Source organism: Ectopseudomonas oleovorans (assembly GCF_029845265.1).
GTDB classification, from domain to species: Bacteria; Pseudomonadota; Gammaproteobacteria; order Pseudomonadales; family Pseudomonadaceae; genus Aquipseudomonas; species Aquipseudomonas oleovorans.
This window is the reverse complement of record NZ_JAOCLK010000006.1, coordinates 128,937-140,958: the sequence shown is the minus strand read 5'-3', so window position 1 is coordinate 140,958 and position 12,022 is coordinate 128,937. Positions and strand designations below refer to the sequence as shown.

8 protein-coding genes, 1 tRNA gene and 2 pseudogenes are annotated in these 12,022 nt (G+C 61.5%); 7 read left to right on the top strand and 4 right to left on the bottom strand.

Annotation, left to right across the window (positions count from 1 at the left end; translation table 11 throughout):
• Positions 1-14: 14 nt before the first annotated feature.
• Positions 15-1,040: a tRNA (adenosine(37)-N6)-threonylcarbamoyltransferase complex transferase subunit TsaD gene (gene tsaD, locus N5J71_RS05150; protein ID WP_279916447.1), complete on the bottom strand. Its 1,026-nt coding sequence runs from the start codon at positions 1,038-1,040 to the stop codon at positions 15-17.
• A 203-nt stretch (positions 1,041-1,243) separates the two neighbouring features.
• On the opposite strand from tsaD, the gene rpsU reads away from it, so the two are divergent.
• From rpsU to N5J71_RS05120, 6 genes and pseudogenes are all read left to right on the top strand, one after another.
• On the top strand, positions 1,244-1,459 hold the full coding sequence (gene rpsU, locus N5J71_RS05145; RefSeq protein ID WP_003290642.1) for a 30S ribosomal protein S21: 216 nt from the start codon (positions 1,244-1,246) through the stop codon (positions 1,457-1,459).
• Positions 1,460-1,589: 130 nt separating this feature from the next.
• Positions 1,590-3,593 (top strand): DNA primase, encoded by a 2,004-nt coding sequence (gene dnaG, locus N5J71_RS05140; RefSeq protein WP_279916446.1) that lies wholly within the window; start codon positions 1,590-1,592, stop codon positions 3,591-3,593.
• Positions 3,594-3,660: 67 nt separating this feature from the next.
• Positions 3,661-5,508, top strand: coding sequence for an RNA polymerase sigma factor RpoD (gene rpoD / locus N5J71_RS05135; protein WP_279916445.1), 1,848 nt, complete (start codon positions 3,661-3,663; stop codon positions 5,506-5,508).
• 198 nt (positions 5,509-5,706) lie between these two features.
• Positions 5,707-7,166, top strand: a pseudogene (locus N5J71_RS05130) (PAS domain S-box protein); the annotation flags it as partial.
• Positions 7,167-7,175: 9 nt separating this feature from the next.
• Complete coding sequence (locus N5J71_RS22615) at positions 7,176-7,652, top strand: EAL domain-containing protein (protein WP_241197895.1); 477 nt, start codon at positions 7,176-7,178, stop codon at positions 7,650-7,652.
• Positions 7,643-7,719: transfer RNA gene (locus N5J71_RS05120), tRNA-Ile, on the top strand. Before N5J71_RS22615 ends, N5J71_RS05120 begins: the two co-directional genes overlap by 10 nt.
• Positions 7,720-7,908: 189 nt before the next feature.
• On the opposite strand, the pseudogene N5J71_RS22475 reads toward N5J71_RS05120, so the two are convergent.
• A pseudogene (locus N5J71_RS22475) lies at positions 7,909-8,739 on the bottom strand (ISAs1-like element ISPa60 family transposase); the annotation flags it as partial.
• Between the two features lie 151 nt (positions 8,740-8,890).
• A complete protein-coding gene (locus N5J71_RS22470) occupies positions 8,891-9,169 on the bottom strand; it encodes a LexA family protein (RefSeq protein WP_221740023.1) in 279 nt (92 codons plus the stop codon).
• A gap of 632 nt (positions 9,170-9,801) precedes the next feature.
• Here N5J71_RS22470 and N5J71_RS05110 point away from each other — a divergent pair.
• Positions 9,802-11,022, top strand: a complete 1,221-nt coding sequence (locus N5J71_RS05110; protein WP_003463741.1) for an ATP-binding protein — start codon at positions 9,802-9,804, stop codon at positions 11,020-11,022.
• Between the two features lie 168 nt (positions 11,023-11,190).
• Here N5J71_RS05110 and N5J71_RS05105 read toward each other — a convergent pair whose 3' ends face one another.
• Positions 11,191-12,015: a hypothetical protein gene (locus N5J71_RS05105; protein ID WP_039965259.1), complete on the bottom strand. Its 825-nt coding sequence runs from the start codon at positions 12,013-12,015 to the stop codon at positions 11,191-11,193.
• Between the last annotated feature and the right edge of the window lie 7 nt (positions 12,016-12,022).

Below are 12,022 nucleotides of genomic sequence, written 5' to 3'. Positions count from 1 at the left end.
ATTCCAACGAGAGCTCAAATCGCCGGCAGCGACTCCATCGGCCAACGCGCCTGCACCTTGATCGCCAGATCCTCATGCTGCCCGGCCAGCAAACGCTGACAACCGGCGTAGGCGATCATCGCACCGTTGTCAGTGCAAAAACGCGGACGCGCGTAGAACACCTTGCCCTTCATTTCGCCCAGCATGCGCTCCAGATGCTCACGCAGCGCCTTGTTGGCACTCACGCCACCAGCGATGACCAGGCTGTTCAACCCGCTCTGCTTGAGCGCGCGCTTGCACTTGATGGTAAGAGTCTCAACCACCGCCTGCTGGAAGGCCAGCGCGATGTCGCGACGGGCTTGGTCGAGGTCGTCACCGCTGTCGCGGCATTGCTGCCAGGTATTGAGCGCAAAGGTCTTGAGGCCGCTGAAGCTGAAATCCAGCCCCGGGCGATCGGTCATCGGCCGCGGGAAGACGAAGCGCCCCGGCGCGCCCTGCTCGGCCAGCTTGGCGATTTCCGGACCACCCGGGTAATTCAGTCCCATCAGCTTGGCGGTCTTGTCGAAGGCCTCACCGGCGGCGTCGTCCAGCGACTCGCCGAGCAACTGGTACTGGCCAATGCCATCGACGCGCACCAGTTGGGTATGGCCACCGGAGACCAGCAAGGCGACGAACGGAAAGGCCGGCGGCTGTTCTTCCAGCATCGGCGCCAGCAGATGACCTTCCATATGATGCACGCCCACGGCCGGCACACCCCAGGCAAAGGCCAGCGCCTGCGCGCAGGAGGCGCCCACCAGCAGTGCGCCGACCAGTCCCGGCCCGGCCGTGTAGGCCAGGGCGTCGATATCGCCGGGTTGTTTGCCCGCCTCATCCAGCACCTGGCGGATCAGTGGCAGCATGCGCTTGACGTGATCGCGAGAAGCCAACTCGGGCACCACGCCGCCATAAACGCGATGCAGGTCGATCTGGCTGAACAGGGCGTCGGCCAGCAGACCGCGCTCGCTGTCATACAGCGCGACGCCGGTTTCATCACAGGAGGTTTCCAATCCCAGTACGAGCATGGAGCTTGAGCCTTGATTTGCCGCGTGGAACAAAGGCGCGCATGATAAGCGCCGCCCGGCGGAGCGGCCAGCGCTTTTCGATCAGAGGCCTTTGCATTCCTCGGCGCGAGGCGGTAATATCCGCAACCCTTGAAAACCGACGCATCCCGAGCCATCTGCCGGGCACGCGTTGAAACCGGTAATTGAAGATAGGTACGACCTGGATGCCAGCCGTCAAAGTTAAAGAGAACGAACCCTTCGACGTAGCCCTGCGTCGTTTCAAGCGCTCCTGCGAAAAAGCCGGTGTACTGGCTGAAGTTCGCAGCCGCGAATTCTACGAAAAGCCGACCGCCGAGCGTAAGCGCAAGGCCGCTGCCGCTGTTAAGCGTCACGCCAAGAAAGTGCAGCGCGAGCAGCGTCGCAGCGTTCGCCTGTACTAATCCGTACACGCAACGCCCGAATGCCCGGTCTGTGCCGGGCATTGCTTTTTCAGGAACTCCGCCTCACCTCGGGTGAACAGCGGAGTTTTCTGCTTTCTGAGTGCCCACCCGGGCAGTATTCTGAGCGTCTATGGCCGGCCTGATCCCGCAATCCTTCATCGATGACCTGCTCAACCGCACCGACATCGTCGACGTGGTGAGTTCGCGCATCCAGCTGAAGAAGACCGGCAAGAACTACAGCGCCTGCTGCCCGTTTCACAAGGAAAAGACCCCCTCCTTCACCGTCAGCCCGGACAAGCAGTTCTACTACTGCTTCGGCTGCGGCGCCGGCGGTAATGCCCTCGGCTTCGTCATGGACCACGATCAACTGGAGTTCCCCCAGGCGATCGAGGAGCTGGCCAAGCGCGCCGGCATGGATGTACCACGCGAGGAAAGCGGCCGCGGACACAAACCCAGGCAGCCCGTCGATTCACCGCTCTACCCGCTGCTCAATGCCGCCGCCGAGCACTATCGCCAGGCGCTGAAGAGCCATCCACAGCGCAAGTACGCCGTGGATTACCTCAAGGGCCGCGGCCTGACCGGTGAGATCGCCCGTGACTTCGGCATCGGCTTCGCCCCGCCCGGCTGGGACAACCTGCTCAAGCAACTGGGCGCCGACGCCCTGCAGCAGAAAGCCATGATCGACGCCGGCCTGCTGATCGAGAACGCCGAGAACGGCAGGCGCTACGACCGCTTCCGCGACCGCATCATGTTCCCCATCCGCGACAGCCGTGGCCGGGTGATCGCCTTCGGTGGCCGCGTATTGGGCGACGACAAGCCCAAATACCTGAACTCGCCGGAAACTCCGGTGTTCCACAAGGGCCAGGAACTCTACGGCCTGTACGAGGCGCGCAAGCACAATCGCGATCTCGACGAGATCATGGTGGTCGAAGGCTACATGGACGTCATCGCCCTGGCCCAGCAAGGCCTGCGCAACGCCGTGGCAACCCTAGGCACGGCCACCAGCGAAGAGCACCTCAAGCGTCTGTTCCGCATCGTGCCCAGCGTGCTGTTCTGCTTCGACGGCGACGCCGCCGGGCGCAACGCCGCCTGGCGCGCCCTGGAGTCAACCCTGCCGAGCCTGCAGGACGGTCGCCGCGCGCGCTTCCTGTTCCTGCCCGACGGCGAAGACCCGGACACCCTGGTGCGCACGGAAGGCACCGATGCCTTCCGCGCCCGCATCAACCAGCACGCACAACCGCTGGCCGACTACTTCTTCCAGCAACTGTGCGAAGAAGCCGACCCACGCTCGCTGGAAGGCAAGGCGCACCTGGTCACCCTGGCCGCGCCCTTGATCGACAAGATCCCCGGCAACAACCTGCGCGCGCTGATGCGCCAGCGCCTGAGCGAAATCACCGGCCTCTCCGGCGAAGCACTGAGTCAGGTCGCTGGCAGCGCAGCGCGCAACCACGCACCGAGCACCAGCAGTCAGACGCCCGGCAGCGATTACCCGGATTACGGCGACATCCCCGACAGCGCCTACTACGACTCCCTGCCGGACGTCGGCGGCTACGAGCAACCTGCGCCCCCCCAGCAGCACTACGAGCGCAGCAACGAAAGCGGCAAAGGCAGCTGGAAAAAGGACAGCAGCGGCAAGTGGCACAAAAAGGGCAAAGGCGACTTCGCGCCACGTGCCCCGCGCACGCCCGTGAGCGTCGAATCCCCACATCTGATCGCCCTGCGCACGCTGCTGCACCACCCGCATCTGGCGCAAAAGGTCGAGGATGTCAGCCACTTCGCCGACGAAGAAGACACCTACGCCCAACTACTCGTTGCGCTGGTCGGCGCCCTGCAGAAGACGCCCAACCTGCGTTCGCTGCAACTGATCGCTCGCTGGCACGGCACCGAACAGGGCCGCCTGCTGCGGGCACTGGCGGAAAAGGAATGGCTGATTCAGGGCGACAACCTTGAACAGCAGTTTTTCGACACCATTACTACACTTGCAAACAGTCAATCGCAGAGGCGGCGTGAAAAGGCGCTCCGCAGCATCATTCATAAAAGCCCCAGCGAGCTCACCGACGAGGAAAAGACCTTGCTCAGAGAGCACTACAGCATCACCTCCTCGCCGGGCAGCAAGTCCCCAGCTGGCGCCTAAAGCCAAAACCGGGGTATAATCCTCGGCTTGTTTTCAGCCCGCCAAGACCTTCAGTGGATAGGGTGTTATGTCCGTAAAAGCGCAACAGCAATCTCGTTTGAAAGAATTGATCAGCCGCGGTCGCGAGCAGGGTTACCTGACGTACGCGGAGGTCAATGACCACCTGCCGGAAGATATTTCCGATCCGGAACAGGTGGAAGACATCATCCGCATGATCAACGACATGGGGATCAACGTATTCGAGAGTGCTCCGGATGCGGACGCCCTGTTGTTGGCCGAAGCCGACACCGACGAAGCCGCAGCCGAAGAAGCTGCAGCCGCCCTCGCCGCCGTTGAGACCGATATCGGCCGCACCACCGACCCGGTGCGCATGTACATGCGCGAAATGGGCACCGTGGAACTGCTGACCCGCGAAGGCGAAATCGAAATCGCCAAACGCATCGAGGAAGGCATCCGCGAAGTCATGAGCGCCATCGCTCACTTCCCCGGCACCGTTGACAGCATCCTCGCCGAGTACACCCGCGTCACCACCGAGGGCGGCCGCCTGGCCGAGATCCTCAGTGGCTACATCGACCCGGATGACGGCAGTGTGCCTGACGAAGCCGCCGCCCCCGTCCCCGTCAAGGAAGGCGCCGCCGCTGAAGCAAGCGACGACGAAGAAGAAGACGAGAGCGGCGACGACGAGGAAGAAGAAGGCGATGGTGGCCCGGACCCGGAAGAAGCGGCTCGCCGCTTCACCGCCGTGGCCGAGCAGCAGGACAAAGTCCTCAAGGCGCTGAAGAAGCATGGTCGTGGCAGCAAGCAGGCCATCGAAGAGCTGGCCACCCTGGCCGAGCTGTTCATGCCGATCAAGCTGGTGCCCAAGCAATACGACGCCCTGGTTACCAAGGTGCGCGACGCCCTCGACCGTCTGCGCGCGCAAGAACGCGCCATCATGCAGCTGTGCGTCCGTGATGCGCGCATGCCGCGTGCCGACTTCCTGCGCCTGTTCCCGGGCAACGAAATCGACATGGACTGGGCCGCCGACCTGGCCAAGGGCAAGGCCAAGTACGCCGAAGCCCTGGGCAAGCTGCAGGGCGACATCCAGCGCTGCCAGCAGAAGCTGGCTGACCTGGAAGCCGAATGCAGCCTGAGCCTGGCCGAGATCAAGGACATCAACCGTCGCATGTCCATCGGTGAGGCGAAGGCTCGCCGCGCCAAGAAGGAAATGGTCGAGGCCAACCTGCGCCTGGTCATCTCCATCGCCAAGAAGTACACCAACCGTGGCCTGCAGTTCCTCGACCTGATCCAGGAAGGCAACATCGGCCTGATGAAGGCGGTGGACAAGTTCGAATACCGTCGCGGCTACAAGTTCTCGACCTACGCCACCTGGTGGATTCGCCAGGCAATCACCCGCTCGATTGCCGACCAGGCGCGCACCATCCGTATCCCGGTGCACATGATCGAGACCATCAACAAGCTCAACCGCATCTCCCGCCAGATGCTGCAGGAGATGGGTCGCGAGCCCACGCCGGAAGAGCTGGGTGAGCGCATGGAAATGCCCGAGGACAAGATCCGCAAGGTATTGAAGATCGCCAAAGAGCCGATCTCCATGGAAACCCCGATTGGCGACGACGAAGACTCGCATCTGGGCGACTTCATCGAGGACAGCACCATGCAGTCCCCGATCGACGTAGCCACGGTCGAAAGCCTCAAGGAAGCCACTCGCGAAGTGCTGGCCGGCCTCACTGCCCGTGAAGCCAAGGTCCTGCGCATGCGCTTCGGTATCGACATGAACACCGACCACACCCTTGAGGAAGTGGGCAAACAGTTCGACGTTACCCGTGAGCGTATCCGTCAGATCGAAGCCAAGGCGCTGCGCAAGCTGCGCCACCCGACGCGAAGCGAGCATCTGCGCTCCTTCCTCGACGAGTGATACCAGAACCCCCGGCCCAGGCCGGGGGTTTTGCTTTCTTGGCAGCACGCCCGATCACTCGCCAGCCAAAGGCAGCGCAGACGCTGCAATCAAACTGCCATCCCAGCAGGCCGATCTACAGTACAATAATACTGATCGCGAAACGAGGCCGTTACGCCCCGCTTGCCGGCCATTGTGCTGTTGTGCCTGGCGTACCGGATGACCACGGCCCTAGCCCTGACACTCAACGAGGACGAGCGCACCTGGCTGGCAGCCCACCCCGAACTACGCCTGGGTGTCGATGTATCCTGGCCATCTTTCGAGTTTCGTGACGAACAGGGTAACGATCACGGCCTGACCGCCGCCTATGTACGGCTGATCGAAGAGCGTCTTGACGTGAAGCTGCAGCCCGTCGAGCCCAGCAACTGGAGCGCGATACTGGAGCAGCCGCACATGGGCCAGGTCGACCAGCTCCCTGGCGTGATGTCGACACCCAAACGCCAGGAATACCTGATCTTCACCCGTCCCTACCTGGACTTGCCCATCGCCATCCTCGCCCGCAACGGCGGGCCGCAGTCGAGAAAGCTCAATGAGCGGTACGGTTTGAAGATTGCCGTGGTGGCCGACTACGCACCGCACGAGCTGCTGCGCCAGCAACACCCCGATCTCAACCTGCTGCCGCTGCGCAACATCGCCGCCGCCCTGCAGGCGCTGGCGACCAACCAGGTCGATGCCATGGTCGGCGATCTTGCCTCCAGCGTCTGGAGCCTGCGCCAGCTCAAGCTCGACGGCGTCTATATCAGCGGCGAGACGCCCTATCGCTATCAGTTGGCCATGGCCGCCCCGCGTGGCCAGAGCATGCTGGTCGGCATCCTCGACAAACTCTTCGCCGAGCTCAGCACCGAAGAAATCGCCGCCTTGCAGGAACCCTGGGTCGGCAGCGTGCTGGACAAACGCAACGTCTGGCACGAAACCCTGCTCTACGGCCTGCCAGCCCTGCTCGGTCTGCTGGCGGTCATCGCCATCATCCTGCGCATCAACCGCCGCCTGAAACGCGAGATGCGCAACCGCGAAGCGCTGGAGCAGGAACTACGTAACCGCGAGCAGCACTTTCGCGACATGGTCGAAAGCCTCTCGGCCATCACCTGGGAGACCGAGTCCAGCGGGCTCACTTACACCTACGTCTCGCCCCATGCGGAAAAATTGCTGGGTTACCCCTGCACGAATGGCTGGAGCCCGGCTTCTGGCAGCGCCACCTGCACCCGGACGTTCGCCAGCGCACTCTGCGCACCTGCCTGGAACAATGCTCGGCCGGCAACGACCACGCCCTGGAATACCGCCTGCTCGCCGCTGACGGGCTCACGGTGTGGGTGCGCGATATCGTCACCCTGCTGCAACGCGACGACCACCAGGTGATTCGCGGCCTGATGGTCGACATCAGTGAAGCCAAGCAGACCGAGCAGGCATTGCGCCTGCCGGAACAGAAGTTCGCCTCGGTGTTCCAGCAATGCCCGGACATCCTGATCATTGCCCGACGTGTCGACGGCGTGCTGCTGGAGGTCAACACCGCCTTCACCGAACAGACCGGCATCAGCGTCGAGCAGGCCATCGGCAAGACCGCCACCGAACTCGATCTGTGGGGCGTGCCTGGCATCGGCCCGAGCCTGCTGCCACGCATCAGCGCACTGTTGCAGCGCTACAACCTGGCGCCGGAGCTGCTGCAACTGGAGATCACCGAGAACTTCATCATGAACCAGGCCGGCGAAGCGCTGGACATCCTCCACCGCCTCAAACAGCTCGGCGTACAACTGGCCATCGACGACTTCGGCACCGGCTACTCCTCGCTCAGCTACCTCAAATGTCTGCCGCTGGACGTGCTGAAGATCGACCAGTCCTTCGTCCGTAGCCTGCCGGACGACCCGCACGACCTGGCGATCACCCGTGCCATCATCGCCCTGGGCAACAGCATGCAACTGACGGTGATCACCGAAGGCGTGGCAGGAACTCTGCCTGGCCGCCGAAGGCTGCCTGCAGATCCAGGGCTACGTGGTCAGTTGCCCGCTTTCCGCCGAGGCCTTCACCCGGAAATTTCTCCCACCAGGTCAAGCGGTTGGCGCTGGCGAGAACGCGCCGGTATAATCTGCCGGCCTTCTGGGGGCCTATAGCTCAGTTGGTTAGAGCAGAGGACTCATAATCCTTTGGTCCACGGTTCGAGTCCGTGTGGGCCCACCATATGAAACAACGACTTAGGTCAGCCATCGTGCTGGCCTTTTGTCGTTTATGGGCTCGATAAAAAAATTTGCGTACCGTTTTGCGTACCGCTTCATTTTTGCTGCTACGGAACGCGACGAGCGCCAACACCCTGATGGCATGTGCGATGCGCTCTGCATCCGGAGCAAGACTGCTGATGTAGTAACGGCGCTCCAGGCTGGTCTGGTTGCCCACAGTCCGCTCGGACTCCAGCATCACGAAAGTGCGCAGTCCTGGCCAGCGTTCTGGCTGTGGCAGGCACTGGAGTTGGTCGAAAACATGGCAGCGACGAACCTCCAGCCGGCCATGGTCCTTCTCGACATGCTCGAAGTGCGCATGGGGTACCCGGGCAGGATCGCCGTCCAAAAAGGTGTCAGCGAAGTCATCGATCGCTTCGGCCAGCTTCGGCTGGTTTCCCTTGATGGCCAGCAGATAGTGCGCCCCGCGATCGAGAATGGCCTGTGCAATGTCCGGCTGGGTACCCATGGCATCGATCGTCACGGTGCAGCCCTCAAGCGCCAGTGTGGCCAGCAGCTCAGGAATGGCGGTCTTCTCGTTGGACTTCTGGGAGGTCGCCCTCTGCCCGAGAATCAGTCCTGAATCAGCCGCAAAAGCGCTGACCAGGTGCAACGGGGCCGTGTTTTTCTTGCCGGAGCGGCGACTGGTCTTGCCGTCTAGGGCAACCACTTGCGGAGAAAGGGCCGGTAGGATCGCCGCAACCCAACAGCGGAAGGCCTGCTCGAACTCCTCTGGATCGATCAGGCTGAATAGCCGTCCAAAGGTGTCGTGTGAGGGAATGCCGTGGGGTAGTTTCAGAATACGGCGGAACCAGTCCAGCCGCTGCTCAGCCCAGAGTTCGATTTCGATGAAGGTGTCAGCGCCGGCAAGCACGCCGCAGATAGCCACGACCAGTGTTTCGACCAGGTCGTGACGAATCTTGCCCTGCTGACGGGGATCATTGATGGCGACCAGAACATCGGAGATTGGTATGTGATGCGACATTGCAGGGCATCCTGAGTAGAGAGGCGCTCAGGATGCCCGCAGGGAAAGGACTCATTCAAATCGGCAGGCGTTCATGCGATTGCCCTGTCCCAAGGGGCTAACCGGCGAATAATTATTTTATTTCGCATAATTGCGCATAATCCCCCGATTCTCAGGCCAACCTACAGCGCTTGCAGTACCCACACGCACACACCCCACACCTCCAGCTCCTCGCCATCAACATCGCCCGCCCCTCGCAGTCGAACTGCAACCGCTTGACCAGGAACTCAGCACCGACAATCGCCAGCACCACATCCCCTGGCTGGGGGCGCTTTGCCTTGTCCACCACCAGGATATAGCCGTCGAAGATGCCGGCTCCTGTCATAGAGTTGCCAGAGGTGCGGAATAGGAAAACAGAGGATGTAGGCGTGATGCCGGCGAGCTGATCCAGAGATAGATCGGGCTGCTGGTAATCAGCGGCGGGAGACGGGAAGTCGCAAGAATTGCAGTCCGCTTGATGTGCTGCCGGTCGTTAATCCCCCTTCCAGCCCTCTTATCACTCTGTTGCAGTCCCTTCAGCCCCGGGAACGGCTCAGAATCGCCTCTGTGACGATTTCGCTCCCTCTGGGGTATACCGGCTCAAGAATCTTCCAAAACGCGCAGCAAGCGCTTAATTGGCTCCTTCCTGCCGGCTCTCCCCGCAATGTCCCCAGCCAGTCTTGGCAGGATAAGAGATTCCGGCGCGCTCTCACCGTTGAAGACCTGGGCCACCACGCTACGGTGCCGGCCGATGTGGCAGAGGCGTGGTGGCGCCGCCACCCTCACCTGCGCCGACCGCAGCCATCACTCTGATCGCTTTTTAAAAGCTTTTCCCTTGTTTTTTTCTTGTTGTTATCTTGTTTTTAGCTGGCTGGACGCCTAGTGCCACGTGGCCTCCAGAGGGGTGACGACTACAGATTCCGGTATTCACGACTACAGATTCCGGTACTCATGACTAACCTGAGGCTCAAAGGGCGGCTGAGCGCTATGATGCGCTATATGTTTGTGGTGTAATTTCCACCACTTAATGGATGAATTTACACCATGTACGCGCGCATAATCCGTCAAAACCTACTCGCAGCCCTGGATGATTCGCCGGTCGTGCTGGTCAACGGCGCCCGCCAGACCGGCAAGAGTACGCTGATCCAAAACCTCGGCCGCGAGGCGACTTACTACACCTTCGACGACCCGGCTGTGCTGGCAGCCGCGCAGGTTGATCCCTTCGGTTTCATCAACGCACTCAAGGGGGCGGTCTGTCTCGATGAGGTGCAGCGTGCTCCTGGGGTGTTCCTAGCGATCAAGGCGGCGGTGGATCGCGACCGTACCCCTGGGCGTTTCCTGCTGACCGGCTCGGCCAATGTGCTGTTGCTGCCGCAGATTGCCGACTCTCTAGCTGGACGTATGGAGGTGCTGAACCTGTGGCCTCTGGCGCAAAGCGAAATCGAGCGTCAGCCCCTTAGCATGATTGATCGACTGTTCAGCGGCCAGATGCCGGATAAGTGCCATTTCGAGCGGCAGGACTTCATCGCGAGGCTGAGTCGTGGAGGCTATCCGGAGGCGCTGAGTCGTTCCGGCGAGCGGCGGCGGGAAGCCTGGTTCGAGAGTTATCTCCATACGATCTTGCAGCGTGACGTTCGCGACCTGGCCCAGATCGAAGGGCTGACGGAGATGCCGCGGCTGATGCAGCTGCTGGGCGCCCGCAGTGGCGGACTGCTCAATGCCGCCGAGCTGTCGCGTTCGACGGGCATTCCGCAGACCACGCTCAAGCGCTATCTGACTCTGCTGGAGACCCTTTTTCTCGTGCGTCAGGTTCCAGCCTGGTCGTCCAATCTCGGCAAACGACTACAGAAATCGCCCAAGCTGTTCGTGACCGACTACGGCTTGATGGCCCACTTGCAGGGCTTGAGCGAAGCCGGCATGGCGGCTGGACTGGGGTTACCGGGGGACTTGGTGGAGGACTTCGTGCATGCCGAGCTGGTCAAGCATCAGAGCTGGTCAGATTTGCGCACGCGGCTGATGCATTACCGTACCTCCACCGGAGTAGAGGTGGACTTCGTGCTGGAGAACCGTCGTGGCGATCTGGTTGGCATCGAGGTCAAGGCAGCGGCCACTATCAGCGGCAAGGACTTCAACGGGCTTCGTCATCTACGCGAGATTACGCCGCAGCAGTTCAAGCGTGGCGTGGTGTTCTACTCGGGCGATCAGGTCGTGCCTTTCGATGAACAACTGGTGGCCGTGCCGCTCGCACTGTTTTGGTCAGTTTGAGCGACACTCGCGGTTATCTGTCTGTGCTGCCGGCTAGTTTGGTAGTTCTCGTTGTATCGGCCTGTGTTGCCTAGTTGCCCATCTGGGCATAACAGCCTCAGAAGACAGCCATCTCTCACGGCGCCTTGGATGTTGGCATCGGTGGGCCTAGGTAGGCACCGCGCAGCGTCATGCGGTCAAAGCTATAGACATGGGCGTGCGGGCTTTCGACGCAGCGACCCACCAGAGGGAGCTTTTGATCTGGTTCTCCGGGCTTGAGCTCGATGTTGCTGCCACAAATGGGCAGTCTGCCGAAAATCGAACCAAGCGCGTCCAGCGATAACTTTCATGCCGAAACATCTCCAACTCGCAGCTAGCCTCTTTGACGGTAGAAACCCAGTGGGGGGCTTTAACTACACAGTCGTCAATGACGCGGAACCAAGGGGCATACACCTCGCGCCAGATAAACACAAAGCCCAGCACTGTCAGGGCCAGGGTAATCAGGCTGCCCATAGTAAGAGGGCCTCCGCGTTGGCTTAGGCTGAGCAGCATGATGCTGAGCAGGACTAGCCATAATGCGCTGCCCAGCAATATCGAGCTCAGAAAGCTGATGCCACGAACGCTGAGGTTGCGCATCTCTCCGTTCCGTAGAAACAGCCGGGCGGCGAGCGAGGGGCGGATGGCCCCATTGCCAGATCGTCGATAAAGCACAGTAGTCGATGGCTCACTCTCAGACTCATAGTCTTTTACTGACGAATCTTCTGAAGCCAGCTCCAGCCAGTAGAGGCTGACATTGCCTCTACCTCCACCCGGTTGATAGCCGAGCTGTAAGCGAGGCACCTGGGTGCCAGGTTGGGCCAGGTGCAGAGCTCGGCGCAGGGTCGCGATGGCTGGCACCCAAGCCTTGGGCTCCATGTCTTGCTCGGAGGCCGTGCCGCAACCTGTCAGCAGCGCACTGGCCTCGAAGCGCAATTTCTCAGTGGCATCAGGACGTGCGAGACCTTCATCAGCCATGAACCGA

What these genes read in the sequence shown, in the direction of transcription:
- tsaD (WP_279916447.1), bottom strand. Translation starts at nt 1,040, where the DNA reads ATGCTCGTACTGGGATTGGAAACCTCCTGTGATGAAACCGGCGTCGCG.
- rpsU (WP_003290642.1), top strand. Translation starts at nt 1,244, where the DNA reads ATGCCAGCCGTCAAAGTTAAAGAGAACGAACCCTTCGACGTAGCCCTG.
- dnaG (WP_279916446.1), top strand. Translation starts at nt 1,590, where the DNA reads ATGGCCGGCCTGATCCCGCAATCCTTCATCGATGACCTGCTCAACCGC.
- rpoD (WP_279916445.1), top strand. Translation starts at nt 3,661, where the DNA reads ATGTCCGTAAAAGCGCAACAGCAATCTCGTTTGAAAGAATTGATCAGC.
- N5J71_RS05110 (WP_003463741.1), top strand. Translation starts at nt 9,802, where the DNA reads ATGTACGCGCGCATAATCCGTCAAAACCTACTCGCAGCCCTGGATGAT.
- N5J71_RS05105 (WP_039965259.1), bottom strand. Translation starts at nt 12,015, where the DNA reads ATGGCTGATGAAGGTCTCGCACGTCCTGATGCCACTGAGAAATTGCGC.